At 38.9% G+C, this 25661-nt stretch carries 23 protein-coding genes and 2 tRNA genes; 12 read left to right on the top strand and 13 right to left on the bottom strand.

Features of this window, described 5'->3' with window-relative positions; all coding sequences use genetic code 11:
* Positions 1-31 precede the first annotated feature (31 nt).
* From E2I05_RS13690 to E2I05_RS13675, 4 genes are all read right to left on the bottom strand, one after another.
* The gene (locus tag E2I05_RS13690) at positions 32-625 is read right to left on the bottom strand and encodes a hypothetical protein (protein ID WP_133309693.1); all 594 of its coding nucleotides are present in this window, start codon (positions 623-625) and stop codon (positions 32-34) included.
* 1030 nt (positions 626-1655) lie between these two features.
* Positions 1656-2699 carry a PLP-dependent cysteine synthase family protein gene (locus E2I05_RS13685; protein WP_121852761.1) on the bottom strand — a complete coding sequence of 348 codons (1044 nt, stop codon included), beginning with the start codon at positions 2697-2699 and terminating at the stop codon, positions 1656-1658.
* 86 nt (positions 2700-2785) lie between these two features.
* Positions 2786-2870: transfer RNA gene (locus E2I05_RS13680), tRNA-Tyr, on the bottom strand.
* A 32-nt stretch (positions 2871-2902) separates the two neighbouring features.
* Positions 2903-2987 (bottom strand) — tRNA-Tyr (locus E2I05_RS13675).
* A 125-nt stretch (positions 2988-3112) separates the two neighbouring features.
* On the opposite strand from E2I05_RS13675, the gene E2I05_RS13670 reads away from it, so the two are divergent.
* The 5 genes from E2I05_RS13670 (at position 3113) to E2I05_RS13650 (ending at position 7483) form a co-directional block, all read left to right on the top strand.
* A complete protein-coding gene (locus tag E2I05_RS13670) occupies positions 3113-3607 on the top strand; it encodes a VC2046/SO_2500 family protein (protein ID WP_121852760.1) in 495 nt (164 codons plus the stop codon).
* 67 nt (positions 3608-3674) lie between these two features.
* Positions 3675-3965: a DUF406 family protein gene (locus E2I05_RS13665; RefSeq protein ID WP_121852759.1), complete on the top strand. Its 291-nt coding sequence runs from the start codon at positions 3675-3677 to the stop codon at positions 3963-3965.
* A gap of 109 nt (positions 3966-4074) precedes the next feature.
* Positions 4075-6264: a putative bifunctional diguanylate cyclase/phosphodiesterase gene (locus E2I05_RS13660; protein ID WP_121852758.1), complete on the top strand. Its 2190-nt coding sequence runs from the start codon at positions 4075-4077 to the stop codon at positions 6262-6264.
* A 343-nt stretch (positions 6265-6607) separates the two neighbouring features.
* Complete coding sequence (locus tag E2I05_RS13655) at positions 6608-6835, top strand: hypothetical protein (protein ID WP_121852757.1); 228 nt, start codon at positions 6608-6610, stop codon at positions 6833-6835.
* A 114-nt stretch (positions 6836-6949) separates the two neighbouring features.
* A complete protein-coding gene (locus E2I05_RS13650) occupies positions 6950-7483 on the top strand; it encodes a hypothetical protein (protein ID WP_145964473.1) in 534 nt (177 codons plus the stop codon).
* A 351-nt stretch (positions 7484-7834) separates the two neighbouring features.
* On the opposite strand, the gene E2I05_RS13640 is transcribed toward E2I05_RS13650, so the two are convergent.
* The 3 genes from E2I05_RS13640 to E2I05_RS13630 form a co-directional block, all read right to left on the bottom strand.
* Positions 7835-8308, bottom strand: a complete 474-nt coding sequence (locus E2I05_RS13640) for a YchJ family protein (RefSeq protein WP_121852754.1) — start codon at positions 8306-8308, stop codon at positions 7835-7837.
* Between the two features lie 39 nt (positions 8309-8347).
* The gene (locus E2I05_RS13635; RefSeq protein ID WP_121852753.1) at positions 8348-8896 is read right to left on the bottom strand and encodes a nuclear transport factor 2 family protein; all 549 of its coding nucleotides are present in this window, start codon (positions 8894-8896) and stop codon (positions 8348-8350) included.
* Between the two features lie 150 nt (positions 8897-9046).
* Positions 9047-10885, bottom strand: a complete 1839-nt coding sequence (locus tag E2I05_RS13630) for a M2 family metallopeptidase (protein WP_121852752.1) — start codon at positions 10883-10885, stop codon at positions 9047-9049.
* Positions 10886-11168: 283 nt separating this feature from the next.
* Here E2I05_RS13630 and psrA point away from each other — a divergent pair, with 283 nt between their 5' ends.
* Positions 11169-11801, top strand: coding sequence for a TetR family transcriptional repressor PsrA (psrA, locus tag E2I05_RS13625; RefSeq protein ID WP_121852751.1), 633 nt, complete (start codon positions 11169-11171; stop codon positions 11799-11801).
* A 22-nt stretch (positions 11802-11823) separates the two neighbouring features.
* The gene (locus E2I05_RS13620) at positions 11824-14100 is read left to right on the top strand and encodes an acyl-CoA dehydrogenase (RefSeq protein ID WP_121852750.1); all 2277 of its coding nucleotides are present in this window, start codon (positions 11824-11826) and stop codon (positions 14098-14100) included.
* Positions 14101-14534: 434 nt separating this feature from the next.
* Here the strand turns inward: E2I05_RS13620 and pyk are convergent, their stop codons facing one another.
* Together pyk and E2I05_RS13610 are read right to left on the bottom strand one after the other, a co-directional pair.
* A complete protein-coding gene (gene pyk / locus E2I05_RS13615; RefSeq protein ID WP_121852749.1) occupies positions 14535-15974 on the bottom strand; it encodes a pyruvate kinase in 1440 nt (479 codons plus the stop codon).
* Positions 15975-16177: 203 nt separating this feature from the next.
* Positions 16178-17032, bottom strand: a complete 855-nt coding sequence (locus tag E2I05_RS13610) for a MurR/RpiR family transcriptional regulator (RefSeq protein ID WP_121852748.1) — start codon at positions 17030-17032, stop codon at positions 16178-16180.
* Between the two features lie 328 nt (positions 17033-17360).
* Here E2I05_RS13610 and zwf point away from each other — a divergent pair, with 328 nt between their 5' ends.
* From zwf to E2I05_RS13585, 5 genes are all read left to right on the top strand, one after another.
* A complete protein-coding gene (gene zwf / locus E2I05_RS13605; protein ID WP_121852747.1) occupies positions 17361-18833 on the top strand; it encodes a glucose-6-phosphate dehydrogenase in 1473 nt (490 codons plus the stop codon).
* A 36-nt stretch (positions 18834-18869) separates the two neighbouring features.
* Positions 18870-19571, top strand: a complete 702-nt coding sequence (gene pgl / locus E2I05_RS13600) for a 6-phosphogluconolactonase (protein ID WP_121852746.1) — start codon at positions 18870-18872, stop codon at positions 19569-19571.
* 46 nt (positions 19572-19617) lie between these two features.
* Positions 19618-21444 carry a phosphogluconate dehydratase gene (gene edd, locus E2I05_RS13595; protein WP_121852745.1) on the top strand — a complete coding sequence of 609 codons (1827 nt, stop codon included), beginning with the start codon at positions 19618-19620 and terminating at the stop codon, positions 21442-21444.
* Positions 21445-21464: 20 nt separating this feature from the next.
* On the top strand, positions 21465-22106 hold the full coding sequence (locus tag E2I05_RS13590) for a bifunctional 4-hydroxy-2-oxoglutarate aldolase/2-dehydro-3-deoxy-phosphogluconate aldolase (RefSeq protein ID WP_121852744.1): 642 nt from the start codon (positions 21465-21467) through the stop codon (positions 22104-22106).
* Positions 22107-22214: 108 nt separating this feature from the next.
* Complete coding sequence (locus E2I05_RS13585; protein ID WP_121852743.1) at positions 22215-22820, top strand: class I SAM-dependent methyltransferase; 606 nt, start codon at positions 22215-22217, stop codon at positions 22818-22820.
* 584 nt (positions 22821-23404) lie between these two features.
* On the opposite strand, the gene E2I05_RS13580 is transcribed toward E2I05_RS13585, so the two are convergent.
* From E2I05_RS13580 to E2I05_RS13565, 4 genes are all read right to left on the bottom strand, one after another.
* The gene (locus E2I05_RS13580) at positions 23405-24013 is read right to left on the bottom strand and encodes a DUF998 domain-containing protein (protein ID WP_121852742.1); all 609 of its coding nucleotides are present in this window, start codon (positions 24011-24013) and stop codon (positions 23405-23407) included.
* A gap of 27 nt (positions 24014-24040) precedes the next feature.
* The gene (locus E2I05_RS13575) at positions 24041-24637 is read right to left on the bottom strand and encodes a DUF998 domain-containing protein (protein ID WP_121852741.1); all 597 of its coding nucleotides are present in this window, start codon (positions 24635-24637) and stop codon (positions 24041-24043) included.
* 33 nt (positions 24638-24670) lie between these two features.
* Complete coding sequence (locus E2I05_RS13570) at positions 24671-25030, bottom strand: hypothetical protein (protein WP_121852740.1); 360 nt, start codon at positions 25028-25030, stop codon at positions 24671-24673.
* A gap of 134 nt (positions 25031-25164) precedes the next feature.
* Positions 25165-25530, bottom strand: a complete 366-nt coding sequence (locus E2I05_RS13565; protein ID WP_121852739.1) for a hypothetical protein — start codon at positions 25528-25530, stop codon at positions 25165-25167.
* Positions 25531-25661 lie beyond the last annotated feature (131 nt).

Raw genomic sequence — 25661 nt, 5'->3', positions numbered from 1 at the left:
CAATCCTATCAAATCATTAACTGAAAGTGATTCAGTTAGGATGCCCCCAAAAATCCCATGGAAGAATTATAAGAGAAATAACTAAGCCGCCAGCAATAAGGATAAGAGAATTAGCATTATCTTTTATGGTTTTTTGTTGGTAAAAGGCCATAAATAACACAGTCGCAAGTAAAGCGTAGGTAAGTATTAAACCACCATCTATCGGCTCAGCACCTCTCATGTAAAGCACGTCGTGTCCAAGCTTTGATAGACAAAAAAGGATGATTCGATAAAAACCTGCTGTACATAATGACAAATAAGCAACAAGCATATAATCGACGTGTTTTTTGTACTGACGTTTTGTCGCACACATAATACTTCTGATAAAAGCGAACAATACCACAGTGCCTATGAGTAAAAATAAAAACTGGTTAAAAGGTGTTTTAATGATTAATAGACAAGAAAGTATCGATAATACATAGAAGGTGGGTAATGAAACTGTGGTGATAAACCAGCCCATGATTTTGTGTACTTTTCTAATGTTTGCACTTGGTGAACTATAGAAAGTGATCATAATTTGGGTAAACATTAAGAAAATAAGACCAATGGCCGCCAGAATATGAACTGTCATCAAAGTGTTTGTCATAAACTCAAAGCCAAAGAGGCTTAATAACTCACTATTAAACGTAAACATAAAAGTGCTGTGGTCTTGTTGTTTTATATAATGTTTAACGTCAGGTAGAAACGACAGATTTGAAAGTGTAAAAAGCAAGATGAGAAAGACATAATTCTTAGGAAACAGCTTATTTTTAGTGTTTATCATGTAGTGAATTTTGATTGATAGATCATAAATTAAATATAGACAATATTTGTGAGATGATATTGTTTGCTTACATTTCTTTTCAATCTAGATCGATTTACCATCAATTAACCTAGAAACATCAGTTGACTGCGTTCTCAAGCGTAAAAAAATGGCTGATAGTAAGGCATAGCTTGCAGCAAGTAGTTATTCTACTTGCAAAAGTTACAACGCAAATAGCAGTCATTTTAGCAAGCTTGTGAGCGTAGAGCACTTCACTCATTGGGTGAAAGCCATGATAATAAAATCATCGCATTGCTCAAACAGTTACTCATATACTCAGCGTTCAACTGATGTTTTTAGGTTTAACCAAAGTTTGTTATCTTTCTTTAACTTAAATAAATCGGTTGAACGCACAATTTAACTTCAATCTATTTAAGTTAAATACAAAATTAAACAACCTGAATTCACCCATCAGGTGAGTGCTGAACATTCATATACTTGCCAAAATCACCGCTAGCTGCGTTATAAATTTTGCAAGTAGAAACGAAGTAATGACAGTTTTGTATGTCGGTAACCACTACTTACTGCTATTCATGCCTTGCTATCAGTAATTTTTCTGCGTATATGAACGCTCCCACCCAATTTATTTAGGTTTAAGGCGAAATTCTAACAGGCAAGATAAATTATTTTCAGCGAACAAGTCCATGGAATTTGTTTTTAAAAGCAAAATTTAATTCTGTGATCACAGAGCATAAGATCAGTTCCTGAAAAAACAATGATCATGGTTCAAGTGGTCAACTATTAATCATTCTGTGTAGATGCCAATGCCTCTAGGTATAACTGTAATTGGTATAACTCATCTTATACCTGCTTCTCACGTAAATTGAGATAGCCAACTTTTATGCTCGGATAAATCGCCAATATGTTCTTGTACCCATTGCGCGTTGTAGTAGGTATCGAGGTAACGATTTCCTGAGTCGCATAGCAGCGTAACAATCGAGCCTTGTTTTCCCTCTAACTGCATTTCTTTGGCGAGTTTTAGCGCCCCATATAAATTAGTTCCGGTTGATGCACCCGCTTTTCGACCTATTAAGTTTTCTAACCAATGAACAGTAGCGATAGAGGCTGAATCAGGGATTTTTTGCATATAATCGATCACGCCAGAGATAAAAGAAGGCTCAACACGCGGACGACCAATGCCCTCTATTTTGCTTCCACTATCACAAAATAACCTTTTGTCATTGCTGTGGTAATAGTCGTAAAACACTGAGTTTTCAGGGTCGACAACACATAGTTTGGTCTTTATGCATTGATACCTAATATATCGTCCAATGGTTGCAGATGTACCACCAGTGCCTGGACTCATAACTATCCAATTAGGGATGGGATGAGGTTCAAGTTGCATTTGGGTGAAAATGGATTCAGCAATATTATTGTTACCACGCCAATCTGTAGCGCGTTCAGCGTAGGTAAATTGATCCATATAGTGGCCACCTAACTCGTTAGCTAAACGCTCAGATTCAGCATAAATCTCACTGGAATGATCCACAAAATGACATTTCCCACCGTAAAACTCGATTTGTTGGATTTTCTTTTTGGCGATGCTTCTAGGCATAACAGCGATGAAAGGAAGCCCAAGTAAGCGTGAAAAATAAGCTTCAGAAACAGCCGTACTACCTGATGAGGATTCAATAATAGGTCTGCCTTCTTTAATCCAACCGTTGCAAAGGGCATAGAGAAATAACGAACGGGCTAGACGGTGTTTTAAGCTACCTGTTGGGTGAGTGCTTTCATCCTTAAGGTATATATTGATTCCATGTAACGAAGGGATGTCTAGCTTTATTAAATGAGTGTCAGCACTGCGTTGAAAGTCGGCTTCAATTTTTTGAATAGCTTGGCTGATCCAACGGTTAAGCATTTTAAATTCCATCACTGAGTTGATGGCAAATAGCATAAAGAATTGTGATAAATAAAAATAGGATTTTGATCAACGAAACGAGAAAGTGGTGGAGGGAGAAGGATTCGAACCTTCGAAGGCTGAGCCGTCAGATTTACAGTCTGATCCCTTTGGCCACTCGGGAACCCCTCCACTGAATACTTATTCATCTATCATGTGCAAAATGGTGGAGGGAGAAGGATTCGAACCTTCGAAGGCTGAGCCGTCAGATTTACAGTCTGATCCCTTTGACCACTCGGGAACCCCTCCTCAATTTGCGGGCTGAATGGTAGTCATATTTGAACATCATGTAAAGAGGGAAAGATAAATATTATTAAAGTTATTGGTAGAGTGGCCGATTTATTATCTAGTGAATGAATTTTTGATGATTTTTTATGCAGCTTGAGCGAGCGCTAATAAACGAATTAGATACAGGATTGTCGCTTAATTTAGCGACGGTATCGAATCGTCGTAGTGATTTTTCACTGCTACTGGCTCTGATGTCTCAAGATATTAGAGATATGGCGCAGTTTGAGCTTGAGCACTCACAGGCTGATGCTGAAAAGTTAAAATTACGCAAAAAATTTAAGTTGCCTGCCGAAGAAACGTTAATCGCTGATTTATCCACTCAAACTTTACCTGTTGATCACAGTGCAACTTTTCAAGCTCAAGGTGTAATTGAATTCAGATTACAGCAGAACCTTAAACCTGAAGCGATAGTATCTAGAGGGAAATATCCAGCTGATTTTACCGAGGCCATAAATAACTGTGATATTCACGTTTCTCGTAAGATCAATGGGATTGATGGAGACAAAAAATTGAAGTCAGTGCCTTTTATTACACAGTTAGAGCAACAGCGAACAATGAGTAAATTGATTGCTCAAGCGTGATCTAAGTCATCAAAGTTCGCCAATGATTTCTCTATAATTCCGAAATTCAACTTTTCGAAAAATTATAATGAAAGAAATTAAAAACTCCCAATCTATTGATGTTAATGACACTTGCAACACTTGTGGGGCTTTTGTAGATCTCGGTGCCGTTATAAATGAAAACGATACTGAGCTTTTAATCGAGCTTACTGGTGCTGACGCCAATTCTGAAGCTCAGCGATTAGCGACAATTGCGACACAGAATTTTACAAATGTTGATTACAAACTTGATGAAGGGGTAGATAAAGTTAGTTTAGTCATCAAATTTAACGTCACTGCTGAAAAAATGATCTTCCAAATGCAGCAAGGTCTAACCTGATTTAAAAGTCTTGAAGGTGCCAGCCTAGTTTTAGTATGATGATGTTAGTTAAAATAAGAATCATTACTGTTTAGTGAAGTTATGCTTAACATTCTCACAAGGATATTATGTGGAACCTAGAAAGTACCAGTCCATCATAGAGTTAATTGTTTGTTCAGAAGCAAAGCATAAAGGTGATTTTGCAGAAACCTCTGCGTTATCGACGAAGCTGTTGCGTCAACATTTGCAGCTATCAGGAACGAGTATTTGGTTGCTTTCACCATGCCAAACTAAACTCAATTTAATTGCTCACAATGGACCGTTATCAGTGAGTGAATCATCTGATGTTATTCCTCTTAGTGAATATCCAGACTATTTAAATCTTCTTAAAAGCAGCCGGCATATCGATGTCGCTGATGCTAAACAAGATGAGCGCGTTGCAGAGTTAAGAAATCGATATTTAGAACCATTTAATATTGGCTCATTATTAGATATTCCAATTAGAATAAACGGATCTTTAGAAGGAATATTAAACTTGGAGCGAGTTGATATTCAAAAAGATTGGACTGACACTGAAATCTCAATTGCTTGTCAGGTTGCTGATCAACTTGCGTTAACGTTAGCGACTCAACAAAGTTATCGTAAAGACGAATTACTTTCTTTTTTCCAATCGGCTGTTGATCAATCCGATCAAGTCACCATGTTGTTTAACTTAAAAAATGAAGTTGTCGAATTCGTCAATGAAGCTTATGCCAATCTTACTGGGCTTCCCATTAAGTCGTTCCTCAATAAATCTATTTGGAATCTCATTTTATTTAAACAAAAACCTGAATATGGAATGGCACATCTTAATAAGTTAAAACAAGGTGAGACGGTTAGAGATGTCGTAGAGCTTAAACGGCCAGATGGAACTGCAATATGGGCTAAATTTTGTTCGAGACCATTTTTAACTAATACTAATGAGCGTCTTGTACTCGTAAGTATCGATGATTACACGTCTCAACAACAAGCAAAGCAGGAACTAGAAAGAAGAGCGTGGCGTTGTAACTTAACTGGCCTTTATAACCGCTTTCATTTTACTAACGAATTAGAAAAGACCAAATCTGGCAATTTAGTGCTAATTGATATTATTGGCTTTAAACATTTTAATGATACATATGGTCATAGTCGAGGTGACTTTTTACTCAGAGAAACTGCGAGAAGAATGAAACACTTTTCTGAAGCAAATTTGGCAAAAGAAATCGCAAGGGTAGGGAGCGATGAGTTCGCTGTTTTACTGACTGAAACACATTCCGTTGAAGAGTTAGAATCATTTGCGAACAAGTTATATCATCATCTAATGCATCCTATACAAATCGATCGTGAGTCTATTGCTATTAAACCTGCGATTGCTGTTGTGGATATCGCGTCAGTGATCAACTCATTATCTCCATTAGCCAGTGCAGATATTGCCATTCAACACGCTAAAAAGAAGCAAAGTAAGCGAATACAGTTTTTTAATGCGGCTCTATTATCGGCTTTTAAAGAAGATTCAAATATTGAGCATGATCTACATTACGCCATACGTGGCCGTCAATTTGAGTTATATTATCAGCCGCTTATGGATTTAGAGTCACAAGCTTATACAGGCGCAGAAGCACTTATTCGTTGGCATCACCCTCAAAAGGGAGTGTTATATCCGGGTAGCTTTATTGATATTGCTGAACAAACAGGACTAATAAATTTAATTGGTAGCTGGGTTCTTGAATCAGCTTGTCGGCAACTGAATCTCTGGCAGCGCTTTAATTCTGATATGACTATGCACGTGAATGTGTCAGCTAGGCAGTTTTTTAGTGGGAACTTGTTTAATGAAGTGTGGGAATTATTAACACGTTACAAAATCAAACCTTCGTCATTGATTTTAGAAATCACAGAAACTGAGTTGATGGAAGACATCCGTCACGCGACTAGCTTATGTAATGAATTGTCGGAGCTTGGAGTGGGGTTGGCGATCGATGATTTTGGCACTGGTTATAGCTCTATGCGCTATTTAAAACAGTTTCCAATTACGAAGCTTAAGATTGATCGCTCATTTATAACCGATATCGATAGTAGTAAAGAGAGTAGGGAGATTGTGAGTGCAATTATTGCAATGGCAAAAGCATTAAACCTTTCACTGACAGCTGAAGGTGTAGAGACAAAAGAACAAGAGTTCTTTTTAAGTAAACAAAACTGCAATCAGGCTCAAGGTTTCTTGTATAGTCCAGCGTTGAGAGAAGCTGATTTCAATGAATTTTTAGCAAGTTCGATGAATGAAATTCAGGGAGAGGCAATTCATTAGCCTCTCCTAGGAAAATTGCTCTAATGATTTCACTTTGTAGCATAGCCGCCATCTATCACTTGCGAGCTTCCAGTAATAAATTTAGCTTTATTTAAAGCCAAGAGTAAAGCTTGCTCTTCTTTATGGAGCAGACTCTTGTCTACTCCATATTTTTATTGCAATTGCCAATAGCTTCATCATTTCTACAGAGATAAAACCTCAATGGATTGTGATTTATATTTAAAAGATGACAATTTTGTAATCTACAAATTTAAAGGCAAATGAAAATAAACGGTTAACATTTTTCTATGTATTACGTTGCTGTAATCAATCTTGTTTGTGACTTCAGGAATTCGCTATAATCTTGGCTAACCTGCTTTTGAAGAGTGTAGACGAGTTAATTACACTGTTTTCCATTTTTTCTACCAAAAATGCTGCAACTAGACTCACTGAAACCGTTGAGTTTATTCGCTTACAAAACCAAGAGGCTGCAGAAAAAGTTTACCAATGGGGGCAAGTTGTATCAGATTATGAAATTTATCGTGTGAGTGAAAAAATGCATTTGGGCAAATCTGGAACTAAAGAAGAGTGACAATTTCGTCGAGCAATAATTCTATTGAAAGTGAGCATATTACGAAATGAGGTTAGCAAGGTTGTTTCTGAGGTTAAAGCTATCTCTGTTGCTCAATGCCGGACTCAGTTTCTAATGAATGTTCAGCTGTGTGCTAATCACACGGAAATAAGATCAAATGGCCTTGATATATTGGCAGCAAGTGACAATGCTCGAATTGCAGCTGAACAAGCTAATAGGGTTAGGCCAAGGCTTGGGCTAATCAGAGCGTCAAGAATAAATCTACCCCATGAAATTTATATTCCTGCAAATGGTGATAATGATAATGCAATTATTAGCACGTCATATCATATAAGGGAGCTTCTTTGTGCGGACAGATATAAACAAGAGATTAGGTCAGGAAGAGGACATAACAGTTTAAATAGCCTTAATGATGGTGGTAAATTATTTATTATTGGTCATGGAAATTTTGGCAAAGGTATTGGTACTAGGATTGTGTATGGAGCAATGGCCTTGATTCAACAGCTTATACGTGATGGATTAGAGCCTTCACCTGCTCAACCGGTAGTTATTTATTTATTCTCTTGTTGGACAGCAACCCATACTCGAAAAGGCATTGTGGGCGTGGTAAAAGAGAACCGTATTTACGTCGCTTTGCCCGAGTGTTAGCTGCCAGTGGCTTCAATAATTATCAGGTTGTTGGATTTGCTGGCGCGGTACTTGGACAGAATGTTAGTCAGTATTATTGTCATGGTGGCAATCATGATAATGACCAGCACGCTGTTTCTGTAGCTTCAGAAGGGCTTTATAGTGTCAATAATGGTAGCTTTAACCGAATCATAGGACAAGATTGGACGTCTAAGCATTCTTCTAAATATGGATTTAAAAAGCACTCCGTATATCAGGTATATAAAAGGGATCACAGTAAACACTAGTTATCAATCAACAAGATGACATTTTCGTCATCTTGCCACTATTATCATTTTATGACTAAGTTTTGGTGATGTATTTTGTAAAGGATTAACCAGTGTAAATATTATGACAACACTTCTTAAATTTTTTACCACTCCCACAAATGCAAGAATCATTTCTGCTAGGCAGTTCTGTTGATAAATGCTTGCCATCGGTGTAATACCATAAGCCATCCCTCAATACGAAATTCGATTGTTCATAAATAACATCGAGCTTTTTATTTAGATGAAACCAAGCTTTAAAAGTCACTGTACCTGAGTGGTGATCTTGAGAAGATTTTTCTACTTCAAGTGCTATCCAGTTTGGAAGAGGTGGCTGGCTTAAAATTTCAATCGATAATTCACTTCTAAATTCAGGCGCATGTGTATCTAATAAATATTGAAATTCATGTTTTACAAAGGCGCTATAACGTGAACGCATTAGTTGTTCAGGTGAGCTAGCTGTTATTTTACTTATATGAAGCAGTTGGCAACACTGTGTGTATGATAATGATGATCCGCAAGGGCAATGATTACTACTCATAAGCTACTCACATCATGTACTAATAATTTATAGATCATTTTATTTATCAACTTTCAATGTCTTACTGTAGAACAAATTTTTCTTACTTTTTGAATTAAAGTAATACTCTAATTTAGCACGATTGTTCATTTCCATTGACCATAACCATTGGCCATTCTTGGCCTTCTTACTAACGATTAAAAATTTACCTGCAAATTCTGAAACCGGTTCTTCAGATTTTTTGGAGGGTATAAAGCGGATTATGTAATAACCAATGTCAGTAGCTTGTTCATCGGCGATGTCACGGCTCAATAATCTAAATCCGATTTTTAAACGGATATTTTTTTGCTTAACACGATCAAAAAAGCGTTGATAAATGAGTTTAACTTCGTTGCTTCCTTGCAAGATAGGTTGGCTCTTGCCTTCTGAAATATACAAAATGTCTCGATCGTACATTTGATCTATCTGATCAGCATCGAGCTTTTCAAATGACTCAATAAATGATTGGTAGGTTTTGTTTAATTGATTGTTGTATGAGTCTGTTTCTGAAGCAAAAGAAAAATTAACGGAAAAGATATAACAGCTAATAAAAACTAAAAGTAATCGCATATAAATAAATACTGAATGAAGATATGGTAATTATAATGCATTCGTATTCAGTGCTACAGGTATTAATATTTACAAAGTGTGTCGGTGATTCTGTGAAGAGCTAAAAAAGCCCGTAAAATTACGGGCTGTTGCTAAGCTAGTTGTTTTCTTTTACCAACCACATTGGTTGTTTTTAACTTTGTTTTGCTCGTTTAACCAAACTTGTAATGGTGCAAAGTAATCAAGCACAGCTTGTGCATCCATTTCTTTTTTACCTGTTACAACGGCGAGAGCTTCAGGCCACGGTTTACTTGAGCCCATTTCCAGCATTTCGTTAAGCTTTGTTCCTGCTTCTTTATTGCCATAAATTGAACAGCGGTGTACTGGACCTTTATCTCCTGCAATATCACACAATGATTTGTGGAATTGGAATTGCAAAATATGTGCTAAGAAATAGCGTGTGTAAGGCACATTACCTGGAACATGGTATTTCGCCCCTGGGTCAAAGTCTGATTCATCACGTGTTACTGGGCTAGCTACTCCTTGATATTTGTTGCGTAAATCCCACCAAGCTTGATTGTATTGTTCTGGTGAAATTTCACCATTAAATACTTTCCAGCGCCATTGATCGATCATCAGGCCAAATGGTAGAAAGGCAACTTTATCCAGAGCTTGCTTTAGAAGTAAACCGATATCTTTAGATTCATCAGGTACTTCGTTAAGTAGGCCGATTTTCTTTAAGTACTTAGGTGTAATTGAAAGTGCGACAGTATCACCAATGGCTTCATGGAAACCATCATTCGCGCTATTTTTAAATATGAACGGTTGACCTTTATACGCACGTTGGTAAAAGTTATGGCCTAATTCATGATGAATAACAGAGAACTCTTCAGCGGTTTTCTGGATACACATCTTGATACGAATATCATCTAAATTATCTAAATCCCAAGCAGAAGCATGGCAGACAACATCGCGGTCTTTAGGTTGGGTGAATAACGAACGAGTCCAGAAGGTTTCTGGAAGTGGCTCAAAACCAAGTGAAGTAAAGAAGCCTTCAGCCTGCTGGACCATTTTCTTTTCGTCGTAATTATTATCAACAAGAAGCTTAGTTAAATCATAACCAGGATCGCCATTTTCTGGAGAAACTTCATCATAAATATTACCCCATGTTTGAGCCCACATATTACCAAGTAAATGGGCTGGAATAGGGCCAGTCTTTGAAACAACCTCATCACCATACTTCTGGTTTAGTTCGCCGCGAACGTAACAATGCAAAGAATCATATAATGGTTTAATCTTTCCCCATTGTTTATCGAGTTCTTGAGAAAATTCGTCAGGCTTCATGTCGTATTGACTACGCCAAAGCTCCGATAAATCATTAAAACCGAGATCTCTTGCCCCTTCGTTTGCCAATTCGACTTCACGCTTAAACAATGGTCGCATAGGCTTCGATATTTCTCGCCAGCCTTTCCATGCTTCCAAAAGCAAAGCTGGATCACGTGATTCAGCCATAATGGCAGACAATTCAGGTAAGGTCATACAATTACCATCAGCAAAGCAGTACTTTCCTTTTCCGTATAATCCGTTTAGCTCAGCACTAATACCAGCGAGCTCAGCGTTCTTTTTGGGATCCAATGGTGCAGGTAGCACTAGGCTAGTTCGCAATGTATTGAGTTTACGAGCGTTAACTGGGCCGAGTTTCAAGTCTGCATATTTTGCAGCTTCTGTCGCGAATTTTACTGAGCTGGCCGTAACTTTTTCACCTACTGCGGCAGCAAGTGATGCTGTATCTTCAGTGATGAAGTTGCTGTATATCCATTCGGCGCGATTTGCCTCAATTGAGAGTTGTGATAGCTGTTGCTCTGCGTTGTCGATAAATTCATTTGCTTGTGCTACTGTGACTTCGTTTTCAGTTGATTTTTCGGCTTGTTGTTCAGCACAAGCTCCAATACTTAAAGTCAGCGCTATGGCTAGGGCGAGACGAGCGGGTTTGGGAGTAGTTGTCTTCATTTTACGGACTTCCTCGATATTATTTTTCAAGTTAGTTTACCTAAACTAAAATTAATTTGCATTTGTGAGTATGGTGATGATTATTAATCAGTAATCCATTCACTGCTTCGATAACAAGTCTTTAGTTCATCGCAATTTAAATATTGATGTATACATAAACTGAAGGTGGAAGTTTCTTATCTGAAATCTGCATAAATACTGGCTTTTATACCAATTACATTGACAATTTCACATAGAACATTTAATTTTAAACAACTGTTTTAAATTAAATGAAGGTCAAGGAATGGCGGTTAGACCCGACACTAAATCTAAGATACTTAATGCGGCTGAAAAATTGTTTGCTGAGCGAGGCTTTTCAGAAACGTCTCTCAGACTTATTACCAGCAAAGCTGAAGTAAATTTAGCTTCTGTTAATTATCACTTTGGCTCAAAGAAAGAACTTATACGCGCGGTACTCGCTAGATATTTAGACGCATTTATGCCTTCTGCGTCTGCATCATTATCACAACTTACAGAATCTTCAAATTTGAACGATGTGTTTTCTTGTTTAGTGCAACCTTTATTGGACTTAGATCAATTGCATACCGACGGAACAAGTAATTTTTTACAACTACTTGGTCGGGGTTATATCGAAAGCCAAGGCCATTTACGATGGTTTATCACCACACATTATCAAGAACCTTTAATGGAGTTCGTTCATGCCGTTCAAACTTGTGCACCTCATATTCCTGCAGCAGAAATGTTTTGGCGTCTACACTTTACTTTAGGAACTGTGGTTTTCACTATGGCATCATCGGATGCATTAATGGAAATTGCGGCTGCAGATTTTAAAGAACAAAATGATATCGAGGCTGTGATACGAAAGTTGATCCCTTATATGGCTGCAGGTGTTGCTGTACCTGTCGCTACCATTTAAATAACAAGCAAAAGGTTTTGCTATGAGTATTGTAGTACTGCTCTTAATATTAATTGCTGTCGTATTCGGAGTTAGAAGTATTCGAATGCGATTTATTACCCGGCCAGCATTTGCTTTTTTCAAGCGAGTGTTACCACCATTATCAGACACTGAACGTGAAGCAATGGAAGCGGGGGATGTATGGTGGGAAGCAGAGTTGTTTAGAGGGCGTCCTGATTGGAATACCCTTCACAGTTATGGAAAGCCAACGCTAAATTCTGAAGAAAAAGATTTTATTGAGAGCAAAGTCAAAACGGCTCTGACAATGATAGACGATTATGACATTGTGCAAAATCGTCGTGATTTACCGCCAGAGTTATGGGATTACTTTAAAAAAGAAGGCTTTTTCGCGCTTATTATTCCTAAAAAATATGGTGGTAAAGAGTTTTCTGCTTATGCGAATTCGACCATTGTTACCATGCTTGCAACTCGAAGCGTAAGTGCAGCAGTGTCAGTTATGGTGCCAAACTCTTTGGGCCCTGGTGAGCTATTAACACATTACGGAACAACTGAACAAAAAGATCAATGGCTTCCACGATTAGCCGATGGTCGTGAATTACCTTGTTTCGCATTGACTGGACCAGAAGCAGGAAGTGATGCAGGCAGTATTCCTGACATCGGTGTTGTATGTCGTCGTGAATATCAAGGCGAAGAGGTTCTAGGGTTATCTTTAACTTGGAATAAACGATACATTACGCTGGCTCCCGTCGCGACAGTTTTGGGTTTAGCTTTTCAGATGCGAGATCCTGATGGACTTTTGGGTGAAGAAGTCGATTTAGGGATTACTTGTGCGTTAATTCCAACCAATTATAAGGGGGTGGAAATCGGCCGCCGCCATGATCCAATGGGGTTGGCCTTTATGAACGGCACAACCTCAGGTGAAGATGTTTTTATTCCTTTAGATTGGATCATTGGAGGCCCACAGTATGCAGGTAAAGGTTGGCGTATGCTGGTTGAGTGTTTATCAGCAGGTCGAGGTATTTCATTACCTGCATTGGCAACAGCTTCAGGGCACTTAGCAACTCAAACGACTACGGCTTATAGTTATGTTCGTAAGCAATTTGGCTTATCAATTGGTAAATTCGAGGGTGTTCAAGAAGCATTATCAAGAATTGTTGCTAATTCATATCAATTAGAAGCAGCACGTCGATTAACGACAACAGGTATAGATTTAAAAGTTAAACCATCTGTTGTTACGGCTATTGCAAAATATCACATGACCGAACTGGGTCGTAAGGTAATCAATGACGCAATGGACATCCAATCGGGTAAAGGTATTCAGCTAGGGCCTAAAAACTATTTAGGGCATGGCTACATGGGACTGCCTATTTCGATTACTGTTGAGGGTGCAAACATACTTACTCGTTCATTGATGATTTTTGGACAAGGTGCAACACGCTGCCACCCTTACGTGATTCCTGAAATGGAAACCGCAGTAATGGAAGACCAAAAAGCGGCAGTCGATCGTTTTGACAAATTGTTAATGGGACACATTGGTTATGCTTGCCGAAATGCCTTTAGTGCTTTAGGCCATGCTTTGACAGCAAGCTGGCTTGCACAAGCTCCGGTAAGTGGTGAAACCCAGCAATATTATAAAGACATGTCACGTATGTCTGCTGCACTGGCATTTATGACAGATGTGTCTATGTTGGTACTTGGTGGAGAGTTGAAGCGAAAGGAAATGCTATCTGCTCGCTTAGGTGACGTATTAAGTCAGTTGTATCTGGGCTCAGCTGCCTTAAAATTATTCGAAGATAATGGGCACCAACAGGATGATTTACCTATTGTGCACTATGTTATGCGTGATCGTTTGTATCAGGCCGCACAAGCTATGCAGGAAGCAATCCGTAATTTCCCGAATAAACCGATATCGTGGCTGTTAACTGTTTTAATCTTTCCGTTAGGTAACCGATTCAAGGCGCCGTCGGATAAACAAGCTATTATATTATCTAACGCGATGTTGAAGCCAAGCCCTGCGCGTGATCGTATTACCTTTTTAAGTCATGTTTATGAAGGTGATAAGAGTGGGGTAGCAGAAGTTGAACGTGCATTCTTGGCTCAACATGAATGTAGGAGCTTGTATGAAAAAATGAATCAAGCGAAAAAAGACGGACAATTGCACCGTAAACTACGTGGCATGGCGTTATTTAATTTAGCCCTAGAAAAAGAGGTCATTTCGGAAACTGAATTCGAACAATTAAAAGAGGCTGATGACTTGCGTTTAGCTGCCATAAATGTGGACGATTTCGAGACGTTATAACCTGTATTTTCCCCATAAAAAAACGCCACAGCTGTGGCGTTTTTTTATGACATATAGAAAGCTATAACTTATACCAATTACAGTAATTAAATGCTCAACTCAGAGCTATGTATTTGCTCAAAGTGCAATCGAAATTGATGAAGGCATAGTTGTTACCGACATATACAGCTGTCGTTATTACATTGCTACGTCAAGGCAATTTTGAGAAGTAATTTGAGCACATACAAACTCCCGAAGGGCAAGGCTAAAGGGTTCCATTACTGTGTTACAAGCACTTGAATTATCCCGACAAAAGCACTAAGTGCGTTGAACGCCAGCTTTGTATGGCGGCCGTAGGGAATATAGTACTTCGAGCTTGTGCCTTGCACTGAAACCCTTTAGCTCTTGCTGAGTGAGAGATTAATTACTGTAATTGGTATTATAAAACTAAATATTTAAGCAACAACGAGTACTTTACAAGTATTTGTTCCGCCAACCGTTTCCATTGAGTCACCCTTAGTCATCAACACTGTATCACCTGACTTTAAATAACCTGAAGATGTTAGTTCTTCCAGTGCTTTTTTCGCTAGAGTGTCCGCTGAATATTTAGTTGAGTCGAAATAGACAGGCTTAATACCACGATAAAGTGCCATTTTAGCGAGCGATTTGTCATGACGAGCTAAAGCGAAAATAGGCAATGAAGAGCTAATACGAGACATTAACTTAGGCGTTTCACCAGATTCAGTTAATGCTATGATAGCCTTAATGCTCTTTAAGTGGTTGGCGGCATACATGGTTGAAAGTGCGATGGTTTCTTCAATCGTAGTGAAAGATTCATCTAATCTATGTTTTGAAGCTGTGATACTTGGATGAGCCTCAGCACCAATACATACGTTACCCATTGCCGTAACAGTTTCTTCTGGGAAGTCACCAGCAGCGGTTTCGGCAGAAAGCATTACTGCGTCAGTGCCATCAAGGACAGCGTTGGCAACGTCCATTACTTCAGCACGAGTCGGCATTGGACTGGTAATCATAGATTCCATCATTTGAGTTGCGGTAATGACTACTTTGTTCAATTGGCGAGAACGTTGGATAAGTTTCTTCTGAACCGCAACTAGTGCAGCATCGCCAATTTCAACACCTAAATCACCACGAGCAACCATTACTACATCGGATGCTTTAATTACATCGTCCATAGCTTCATCAGTTGCAACAGCTTCAGCACGCTCTACTTTTGCAACAATCATAGGTTCATGACCCGCTTGTTTTGCTAAGTCACGTGCATAGTCGAGATCTGCCCCTGTACGAGGGAATGAAACGGCGAGGTATTCAACACCAATTTCAGCAGCAGTGATAATGTCTGCTTTATCTTTTTCTGTTAATGCTGCGGCTGATAAGCCACCACCTTGCTTGTTGATGCCTTTATTGTTTGATAATGGGCCCGCAACGGTAACTGTCGTGTGGACTTTTTGGCCTTCAACACGTTCAACTTTAAGCTGTACTCTACCATCGTCCAACATCAGAATGTCGCCAATGTTTACATCTTGAGGTAACTGCTTGTAATCAATGCCTACTTGTTGAACAGTACCTTCACCTTTCGCTAAATCAGCATCTAGGATGAATGGCTGACCTAAGTCAAGTTGTACCTTTTTATTGTCTTTAAACGTTGATACACGGATTTTCGGCCCCTGCAGATCGCCTAAAATGGCAACGTGAACACCTAGTTCTTTCGCGATATTTCGAGCATCAGTAGCACGTTTAAGATGATCTTCTGGTGAGCCGTGAGAGAAGTTTAATCTGACTACATTCGCGCCTTTTGCAATGATTTTACGTAGGTTGTCATCGCGATCAGTTGCTGGGCCAAGTGTGGTAACGATCTTAGTTCTGCGGAACATGGGATACTCCGTTTGTGTATATAAAAAATTCTTTGATTATATTAACAAAGAAAAATTATTAATGTAGGAAAGTTACACCAAAATGAGAGGTGTGAAAGAATAATTTTTGTGAGGAACAACTCAATTTTGTAATTGAAACGGTTTTATTGGTGAGTTGCTAGAACAAAAAATGTTGTTCTAGCAACCTTCTAAACGATAAAAAATTACAGGATGGTATCTTTTGTCGTCCGTGATTCTTTTAATACTTCTTTAACGCGTTTTAAGTTATCTCTAAATCTCGGGCCTCGTCTTAATGTAAAACCAGTAGCAAGTACATCAATAACAACAAGTTGCGCAAGTCGAGATGCCATAGGTAAGTACATGTCTGTATCTTCTGGCACCTCAAGCGTTACCGCAAGAGTACATTCTTCCGAGAGTGGAGAGTTCCTCGCTGTAATACCTATTACAGCAGCTCCATTTTCGCGGGCAAGTTTAGCTATTTCAATAAGTGATTTCGTACGACCTGTGTGCGAGATCAGCACAACAACAGTACCTTCATTACAATTAATGCAACTCATACGCTGCATTAACACGTCGTCGAAACACATGACAGGTACGTTGAAACGGAAAAACTTATTTTGTGCATCATGGGCAACAGATGAAGATGCACCTAAGCCAAAAAACGAAATCGTTTTGGCTTGAGTAAGAATATCTACAGCCTTATTAACAGCAACAACATCGAGACTTTGCCTTGCTGTATCAAGTGACGCCATTGAAGATTCGAAGATTTTTGTTGTGTAAGAATCAGGGGAGTCATCTTCTTCTACATGTCGGCTAACATAAGGAGTACCATTAGCGAGACTTTGAGCAAGATGTAATTTAAAATCAGGGAACCCTTTAGTGTCCAAACGGCGGCAGAACCGATTAACCGTAGGTTCACTGACATCAGCCATTTTAGCTAATGTAGCAATGCTTGAATGAATTGCCGTTTGCGGTGCTGAGAGTATTACTTCAGCAACTTTTCGCTCGGATTTACTAAAATGAATGAGGCTTTTTTGAACCTTTTCTAAGGTATTCATACGCGAATGTCCGTTCCAATTAATATTGTAATTTTATTTATGTTTAATACCTGAGTGATCAGACGGCGTATTGGTGTTGCTCAGGTTTTAGGGAATTATTTTTACGTCATTTTTTACATCAAATGTGAAAAGATTATTATCTCAACAGTAAGTTAACTACAAAAATAATAACAGGTTTACCATTGAATTGGCTACTGGGTAAAATGATGATTATTTTTGTTTTACAGGTGCATTTAATTAATTCTGTTGTTATATTACAACAAAATTATGTGGTGCTGGTTAAAATTTTAGTCAGGCGTCACAGAAGTTTAAAGGAGATTGGTAGGTGATGGTCAAAAAAGCATCAGAAACTAAAGCTTGTGATTTCGTAATTTTTGGAACAAAAGGTGATTTGGCTCGTAGAAAATTACTGCCATCCTTATATCAGTTAGATAAAGCAAATTTATTATCGAATGACACTCGTGTGATCGGGGTTGCTAAAGATAATTTTACTCTTGCCCAATTTCATGACGCCGTTCGTTTATCACTTACAACATTTGTTAAAGATGAGCTTTGCGAAGAAACCGTCAACCGTTTTATAGAACGGTGTGTATATGTCAGCGCAAACTTTACCAAATCAGAAGATTATGTGGCGTTTAAGGCATTAGTGGAACCTGAAAAAAGAGTTCTTGTCAATTATTTTGCAACGCCACCGTCACTGTTCGGAGACATTTGTCGGAGCTTATACGAGCAAAAGCTGATTCAACCAGACACAAGAGTTGTACTTGAAAAACCAATTGGCTCAGATCTCGAATCCTCAAGAATCATTAATGACCAAGTTTCTACTTATTTTAATGAGTCACAAATTTATCGTATCGATCACTACTTAGGTAAAGAAACCGTTCAAAATTTGATAGCACTGCGCTTTGCTAATTCACTCTTTGCATCTAAATGGGATAATAGAACGATAGATCACGTTCAGATCACAGTTGCTGAGGAAGTGGGCATTGAAGGGCGATGGGGTTACTTCGACAAAGCTGGTCAGATGCGAGATATGATCCAAAACCATTTGTTGCAGGTTCTAACTTTGGTTGCCATGGATCCACCTGTGAATCTAGATGCCGATAGTATACGTGACGAAAAAGTGAAAGTACTTAAGTCATTACGCCCTATCAATCAAGATAACATGTATGAAAATACGGTACGCGGACAGTACGGAAGTGGTTTTTTAAACGGAAAGGCAGTTCCGGGCTACTTGGAAGAAGAGGGCGCAAATAAAGCATCGGGCACTGAGACTTTTGTTGCGCTAAGAGTCGATATCGATAACTGGCGTTGGGCTGGCGTTCCATTTTACTTACGCAGCGGCAAACGAATGCCAGGTAAAAGCTCAGAGATTGTTGTTTATTTTAAAAACCCACCACATAATTTGTATCGTTCAACTTTACGTAACCTTCCGCCTAACAAATTAACGATTCGTCTTCAGCCCCATGAAGGTGTTGAAATTCAGATGATGAATAAAGTGCCTGGATTAGAGCAGAATCATCGACTTCAGACCACAAAACTCGACTTAAGTTTTTCTGACACATTTAAAAACGATCGTATTGCTGATGCTTATGAGCGCTTATTGTTAGAAGCTATGTTAGGAAATCAAGCACTGTTTGTTCGTCGTGACGAAGTTGAGCAAGCTTGGAGCTGGGTAGATGGAATTATTGAAGCTTGGGAAGAAAGTGGCGAAAAACCGAAAGCTTACCCTGCTGGTTCGTGGGGACCTGTTGCATCTGTAGCGCTAATAAGTAAAGACGGTCGTTCATGGGATGAGTAAGTCCGTTTTTTGGAAAGTATAAATAGAGATGAAGAAATGAAAGAAGCTGTTTTTAAATCCTTTGATGATGCAAATCAGTTAGCTGAAAAATTAGCAGAAAAAATTGCAGGCTTGCTTCAAGAAGGTATTGATACACGAGGGAAAGCGAGTCTAGTGGTATCGGGCGGCTCAACTCCCATTACGTTGTTTAAGTTATTAAGTAAAAAGAATATAGGTTGGAAAGATGTTTATATCACTTTAGCTGATGAGCGTTGGGTTGATTCTGAAAATAAAGACTCTAATGAAAACTTGGTGTTGCAGCATTTACTACAAAATAAAGCGTCATCAGCTAAATTTACCGGCCTAAAAAATATGTTTGAAACGGCCGTTGAAGGCTGTCAAATGGCTTCAGAAAAGCTGCAACACTTTCCATCTAAATTCGATGTTGTGGTTTTAGGTATGGGTAATGATGGCCATACATGTTCTTGGTTCCCGTGTGCAAATCGTTCGTCTTTAGAGGTAGCACTTACTACGGATACAACCTGTGTTGCCGTCACGCCGACTACAGCACCACATGAGCGGATCACATTAACAAAACAAAGAATTCTTGCGAGTCGACAAGTCTTTTTACATCTAGTCGGTGAGCAAAAACTGACGGTTTACCGTCAGGTCTTAGAAAATGATGATGTTTACTCAATGCCAATACGCGCGGTTTTATCACAACATAAAACCCCAGTTGATGTGTATTGGAGTGCGTAACCAGAGTTCTAACAACTAGTAGAAGAACTGGTACATGGAGGCAAAAATGCATTCAGTAGTTCAATCTGTCACAGACAGGATCATTAAGCGAAGTAAAGAAAGCCGAAGTCGTTATCTATCCGCGCTTAAAGAAGCACAATTAAATGGTGTTCACCGAAGTTCGCTGAGCTGCGGAAACTTAGCCCATGGGTTTGCGGCTTGTAACCAAGATGATAAATCAGCACTTCAACAATTTAGTAAGGCGAATATCGGTATCGTCACTGCATTTAATGACATGTTATCGGCGCATCAGCCATATGGCGACTATCCAGATAAGTTGAAAAAAGCTTGTCATGAAATCGGCAGTGTTGCACAGGTAGCCGGTGGTGTTCCAGCCATGTGTGACGGCGTGACTCAAGGTCAGCCCGGTATGGAGCTTAGCTTGCTTAGTCGCGAAGTTATCGCAATGGCAAGCGCAGTTGGCCTTTCTCATAACATGTTTGATGGCGCTTTACTTCTAGGAATTTGTGACAAAATTGTCCCGGGTTTACTTATTGGTGCATTGAGCTTCGGTCATTTACCTATGTTATTTGTTCCTGCTGGGCCAATGAAATCTGGTATTCCAAATAAAGAAAAAGCAAGGGTTAGGCAACGCTTTGCTCAAGGGCTCGCGGACAGAGCAGAATTGCTTGAAGCCGAATCAAGCTCATATCACAGCGCAGGTACCTGTACTTTTTATGGTACGGCAAATTCCAATCAGCTTATGCTTGAAGTGATGGGGCTTCAGCTTCCCGGTTCTTCTTTTGTCAATCCTGATAATCCATTACGTGAAGCCTTGACTACGAAGGCAGCACATCAAGTTTGCCGACTGACTGAACATAGCGGTCAATACTCACCCATTGGTGAAATAGTTAATGAAAAGTCCATAGTTAATGGCATTGTGGCTATTTTGGCTACAGGTGGTTCTACTAATTTGACCATGCACATTGTTGCTGTGGCTCGTGCTGCCGGTATTATTGTTAATTGGGATGATTTTTCTGAGCTCTCAGATGTTGTTCCTCTGATTGCGCGTGTTTACCCGAACGGTCATGCAGACATAAACCACTTTCATGCCGCTGGTGGCATGGCATTTTTGGTTAATGAATTACTCAATGCAGGCTTATTGCATGAAGAGGTTAATACAGTTGCTGGTTTCGGTTTACGCCGTTATACCCAAGAGCCTAAATTACTTGACGGACAGCTGAGCTGGGTCGAAGGTCCTACCGAGAGTCTTGATAAAGAAGTGTTGGCTTCTGTTGATGCGCCTTTCCAATCCAATGGTGGCTTGAAACTGATGAAAGGCAATCTTGGTCGTGCTGTTATCAAAGTTTCAGCGGTTCCTGCTAACAATCGTATCGTAGAAGCCCCTGCCGTTGTGATTGATGATCAACACAAGCTCGATGCATTATTTAAAAATGGTGATATCGATCGTAATTGTGTTGTGGTCGTTAAAGGGCAGGGTCCTAGAGCGAATGGAATGCCTGAATTACACAAACTGACACCGTTACTTGGTTCGTTACAAGATAAAGGCTTTAAGGTTGCTTTATTAACTGATGGGCGTATGTCTGGTGCATCAGGAAAAGTACCCGCTGCCATTCACTTAACTCCTGAAGCTATTGATGGTGGTTTGATAGGTAAAATTCAAGATGGTGATTTAATTCGTGTTGATGCAACAACTGGTGAGCTTACTTTGCTCGTCAGTGAATTGGAATTGCACTCTCGCGAAGTAGAGGCGTTGGATCTAAGAAAGTCTCACTATGGAATGGGAAGAGAGCTATTTAGCGCACTGAGAAGTAACTTCAGTAGCCCTGAGACTGGCGCTCGCAGCACTCAAGCTGTCGATGAATTGTATTGATAACGAGGTAAGGAAAACAAATGGTTAACAATAATTGGTCATTACAACCCAATGAAATATTCAAATGTAGCCCGATTGTACCAGTAATGGTTATCAATAAAATTGAAGATGCGGTGCCGCTAGCAAAAGCATTAGTAGCGGGTGGAATAAACGTGCTTGAAGTGACGTTAAGGACTTCATGTGCGCTGGAAGCCATCGCTCAAATCAAACAAGAAGTGCCTGAAGCTTTGGTCGGAGCTGGCACGATTTTGAATGAAGAGCAACTTGAGCAAGCCATTGCAGCAGGCTCACAGTTTATTATTACCCCGGGTGCAACAAGTGACTTATTAAAAGCGGCTATGAAAGGAAAGGTTCCATTAATCCCTGGTGTGGCGAGCATTTCAGAGGTCATGAAAGGAATGGCGTTGGGTTACACCCATTTTAAGTTTTTCCCTGCTGAATCATCAGGTGGTGTGAGTGCATTAAAAGCGTTCTCTGGTCCATTAGCGGATATACGCTTTTGCCCAACAGGTGGAATAACACCAAAAACCTATAAAGACTATTTGGCATTAAATAATGTTGATTGTGTCGGTGGTAGTTGGATTGCACCAGCAGATGCGATGGAATCAGGCGATTGGGAGAAAATTACCGAGCTTTGCAAGCAGGCTTTATCAGCCGTTTAACCTCCCAATAATAGCAAGGTTATTTTGCCGTGCTAAAATAAAAAAGCGACTATCAATAAGATTATGATAGTCGCTTTTTTATTTCCACTAAGTCGAAAGGATGCATAAATGAAATTGAATGAATTCGAAAAGACAATAGTGCAGCACCCACTTCGTTGTTGGGCTCAAGATAAAATAGAAATGCCTATTATTACCTCGTTATTTGACATTGTGCCGCAATATTTAAGTTCAGCGCTTGAGATTGGCTGTGGTTATGGCAATGGGGTAGGGTTAATACGAAAGCATTTTTTCCCCGAATCACTCACAGCCGTTGATTATGATATTGAAATGGTTAAAGCCACTAAAGCTCGATATGCTGATGAAAAATGGCTATCGGTGAGTCAAGCTGATGCAAGCCAGTTACCTTTTGAAAACAATAACTTTGATTTGATTTTTAACTTTGCCGTGTTTCATCATATTCCAGATTGGCAAAAAGCGGTCAAAGAAGTGTATAGGGTATTAAAACCGAACGGTTTTTTTGTGGTTGAAGACTTGTACCGTCTTGCTATTACCAATCCTGTTTCAAAACGATTATTCGAACACCCTCAGCATAATCGCTTTGATCATCATCAATTTTTAGAACACCTAACATTATGTGGTTTTAAGCTTGTAAAATCACATCATATATTTAATTTAGCTGGTGTTGTTTTAGCTCAAAAAGTTGTTCATCACTAACCAGATGTATAAAGGGTAGAAACTCTATCCTTGTTAGGGATCTAGCAATTTAGAAAGTACCAATCTTTGTCATATCAGCGAAGGCTGGTATTCAGTGACATTGGGTGTTCAATTATCAGGCGCTAGATTCCCACTTTCGTGGGAATGACGAAATTACCACATGGAGTTGTTTATATATCACCCTAGAAACATCAGTTGACTGTGTTCTCATGCGTAGAAAAAATGGCTGATATTAAGACGTAGCTTGCAGCAAGTAGTTATTCTACTTGCAAAAGTTACAACGCAGATAGCAGCCATTTTAGCAAGCTTGTGAGCGTAGAGCGTTTCACTCATTGGGTGAAAAACATGATAATAAAATCATCCAATTGCTCAAACAGTTACTCATATACTCAGCGTTCAACTGTTGTTTTTAGGATCACTCACTCGTGCGGTTGGCCTAATTTAGACAAGGCGCTTATTCGAGGTAATAGTTATTCTATTGTAAGGATAAGCAACGCAGTATTGGTAAAAAATACTCAAACTATAACATCGTAAATTGGTACGAAAGTTATAAGTACAACCTTCTCGATTTATAACGTTGTTAGTCAACTTTGCCTGCTTAACTGATAACCGAAGAATATAAACCATGAATATATAAGGACTTCTAAAATTCGTTGGTAGACACCTACAATGTTTGAGTCAGAACTTATATTTAAAAACGCACTCGAAGCGAGAATTGCAATAGTAAAACTTGCTATCTTAAATGACGGTTCTTGATTCCAATTGTTTGAAGAAAAAGACAAAACTAAAATTGAAGTAATACCTCCTAAATAACCCGGTAGTGCTGAAAATATATGGATAAGATGTGATGTTGTTGGAGTTTCTGGCTTACACTCAAAGTCACAAGGATATAATGAGGCTATGGTCAATGAGGCGCTGTAAAAAAAAATAAATAATAGACCCAATTTATTGAGGTAAGAAGCAGGCAGGGTTTTGTAACAAACGGCAATGAAACCAAACATTAACAATTCTGTCGGAATAAAGCCTAAGTAATTAATATAGTTACCGTAAGGAGATCCTGTAGCGCCTAGTTCGCTGATAAACTGTGATGTATGGCTGTAATTCGGGTAATAAATACCGCCAATGATAATCGTACTTGCCAGCCACAATAGGCTCAGGATTGGCAAGATGATCAGTAAACTTCTGTTTTTCATTGATGCTTCCCTTGCTAATTTTTATTGTTATTTATGAGTAACTCGCCATGCAGCAATGCATAGAGAGCTGAATATTAACGCTTCTTGAACTCGTTGAATTAAGCCTTTCCATTCATCAAAATCACTATCAATCATTAACGTGAAGAGCAAAAAAAATGTTATTGAAAGACCAAGCCAAAAAAGTCGCCAATAGAGTTTTAAGCTTGGAGTAAAGGTGAGTAAAAATAAGGCAAGTGTCGTTGCCAATAGAGTAGTAATTGCCAACAGGTTATGAAGAAGTTGGCTAATGCTACCTTCTGTTGGGCACCCCAAGTCACATGGCGCAAAGGCAGAACCCAAATAAGCTATGGGTTCAGCTAGGAGTAACCAGTAGCCGAATTTACTCATACCACTCACGGGAACATGTTTTGCTAATGCAACGATTGTTATAGCTGATATTAACCCAAACAGACCAAAACCAAACCAGCTGATCACATCTGCATAAGGTGTGTTTATTGCGTTTAGCTCGCTGATATACTGGCTAACATGTGAGTAATCAGGTTTTAGGGCAGCGCCACCTAAAAGCATCAATAAATAAGAGAAAATGACGGCGATAATAAGCCCTTGGTTAAAAGATATTTTCATGATGTAAAATCCTTTTATTTTATTTTATTTTATTTAATCACTTTTATTGTGTTCATAATCATTCGCTTGAGATGAGGTTTGGTTGTTTTTCTTGGTGTACTCTAGTTTTTCTAGTAAAGCGATGAGAGTATCTATTCGTTCGTGTGCCGAGTCTATACGAGGTTTATCTATTTTTGAAATTACGACCATAAGAAAAATTAATATTAAGTTTTGTCCTTCATAAACATTAAATTCAGTAAAATAATGGAGAAGAAAGAGGGCGATAATAAAATAAAGGTAGTTGAATAACCAGCTGTGTTTACTGGGTTTTAGTGAAACTAATTTAGCTTGTATATCAGCAATTTTTGCATCTTCCATATTTTGGATAATTTTATCGACATCAGATTCTTTCATACCTAAGCCTTTAATTAGTAGTAAGTAGTGACTGAGCAGTTTTGAATTTAAGATAAAAAGATGCTGCAACTTGATAGTTAAAGTAAATCAACAGCATCTTTAGTATTCGTTAAGAGTTTATATTTTTTTAAAAGTTACACTACAGAACCAACGGCCCCTAACGTTAGGCCTGTACCAAAGCCTTTCGCCATAGCGGCTTTCATGTCAGCGACATTGTTGACAACTACATTTAATGTGAAGTTAGTATCTGCTGAAGCGGGGATAATTACCCCTGTAGCACGTAATGTTCTTTCAAGATGGTTACGAACTTCTTGGTTAACTTGTGAGAATGTTTCGCCATTTCGTTGAAACTCGACAATCACATGTGCATTGTATTTTTTCTCTACAGGCTTTATATCTTCATAAGTTGCTTTGGAAAATGAAGGATCAACATAAGATTTTGCTGAAATACAGCCCGTTAGTGCGGTTACTGCGAGAAGTAAAATAAATAGATTTTTCATCAATAGTTACCTTATTTGTTGCTTTTATTTAATTAACATAACAAAGAGATATGTTAATTAAATGTAACATGAGCAGCAGCTGTATTGAACTTTACAATTAACTGATTTTAGGTATTAAATTGATTTGATAG

The sequence above is a fragment of the Parashewanella spongiae genome (assembly GCF_004358345.1).
In the GTDB taxonomy this organism is placed as follows: Bacteria; Pseudomonadota; Gammaproteobacteria; order Enterobacterales; family Shewanellaceae; genus Parashewanella; species Parashewanella spongiae.
This window is presented reverse-complemented; position numbering and strand designations above follow the sequence as displayed.

What these genes read in the sequence shown, in the direction of transcription:
- E2I05_RS13640 (WP_121852754.1), bottom strand. Translation starts at nt 8,308, where the DNA reads ATGAGTAGTAATCATTGCCCTTGCGGATCATCATTATCATACACACAG.
- E2I05_RS13665 (WP_121852759.1), top strand. Translation starts at nt 3,675, where the DNA reads ATGAAAGAAATTAAAAACTCCCAATCTATTGATGTTAATGACACTTGC.
- E2I05_RS13570 (WP_121852740.1), bottom strand. Translation starts at nt 25,030, where the DNA reads ATGAAAGAATCTGATGTCGATAAAATTATCCAAAATATGGAAGATGCA.
- E2I05_RS13575 (WP_121852741.1), bottom strand. Translation starts at nt 24,637, where the DNA reads ATGAAAATATCTTTTAACCAAGGGCTTATTATCGCCGTCATTTTCTCT.
- edd (WP_121852745.1), top strand. Translation starts at nt 19,618, where the DNA reads ATGCATTCAGTAGTTCAATCTGTCACAGACAGGATCATTAAGCGAAGT.
- pyk (WP_121852749.1), bottom strand. Translation starts at nt 15,974, where the DNA reads ATGTTCCGCAGAACTAAGATCGTTACCACACTTGGCCCAGCAACTGAT.
- E2I05_RS13650 (WP_145964473.1), top strand. Translation starts at nt 6,950, where the DNA reads ATGAATGTTCAGCTGTGTGCTAATCACACGGAAATAAGATCAAATGGC.
- E2I05_RS13580 (WP_121852742.1), bottom strand. Translation starts at nt 24,013, where the DNA reads ATGAAAAACAGAAGTTTACTGATCATCTTGCCAATCCTGAGCCTATTG.
- E2I05_RS13635 (WP_121852753.1), bottom strand. Translation starts at nt 8,896, where the DNA reads ATGCGATTACTTTTAGTTTTTATTAGCTGTTATATCTTTTCCGTTAAT.
- E2I05_RS13670 (WP_121852760.1), top strand. Translation starts at nt 3,113, where the DNA reads ATGCAGCTTGAGCGAGCGCTAATAAACGAATTAGATACAGGATTGTCG.
- zwf (WP_121852747.1), top strand. Translation starts at nt 17,361, where the DNA reads ATGGTCAAAAAAGCATCAGAAACTAAAGCTTGTGATTTCGTAATTTTT.
- E2I05_RS13585 (WP_121852743.1), top strand. Translation starts at nt 22,215, where the DNA reads ATGAAATTGAATGAATTCGAAAAGACAATAGTGCAGCACCCACTTCGT.
- E2I05_RS13630 (WP_121852752.1), bottom strand. Translation starts at nt 10,885, where the DNA reads ATGAAGACAACTACTCCCAAACCCGCTCGTCTCGCCCTAGCCATAGCG.
- E2I05_RS13690 (WP_133309693.1), bottom strand. Translation starts at nt 625, where the DNA reads ATGACAAACACTTTGATGACAGTTCATATTCTGGCGGCCATTGGTCTT.
- E2I05_RS13685 (WP_121852761.1), bottom strand. Translation starts at nt 2,699, where the DNA reads ATGCTTAACCGTTGGATCAGCCAAGCTATTCAAAAAATTGAAGCCGAC.
- pgl (WP_121852746.1), top strand. Translation starts at nt 18,870, where the DNA reads ATGAAAGAAGCTGTTTTTAAATCCTTTGATGATGCAAATCAGTTAGCT.
- E2I05_RS13620 (WP_121852750.1), top strand. Translation starts at nt 11,824, where the DNA reads ATGAGTATTGTAGTACTGCTCTTAATATTAATTGCTGTCGTATTCGGA.
- psrA (WP_121852751.1), top strand. Translation starts at nt 11,169, where the DNA reads ATGGCGGTTAGACCCGACACTAAATCTAAGATACTTAATGCGGCTGAA.
- E2I05_RS13565 (WP_121852739.1), bottom strand. Translation starts at nt 25,530, where the DNA reads ATGAAAAATCTATTTATTTTACTTCTCGCAGTAACCGCACTAACGGGC.
- E2I05_RS13610 (WP_121852748.1), bottom strand. Translation starts at nt 17,032, where the DNA reads ATGAATACCTTAGAAAAGGTTCAAAAAAGCCTCATTCATTTTAGTAAA.
- E2I05_RS13590 (WP_121852744.1), top strand. Translation starts at nt 21,465, where the DNA reads ATGGTTAACAATAATTGGTCATTACAACCCAATGAAATATTCAAATGT.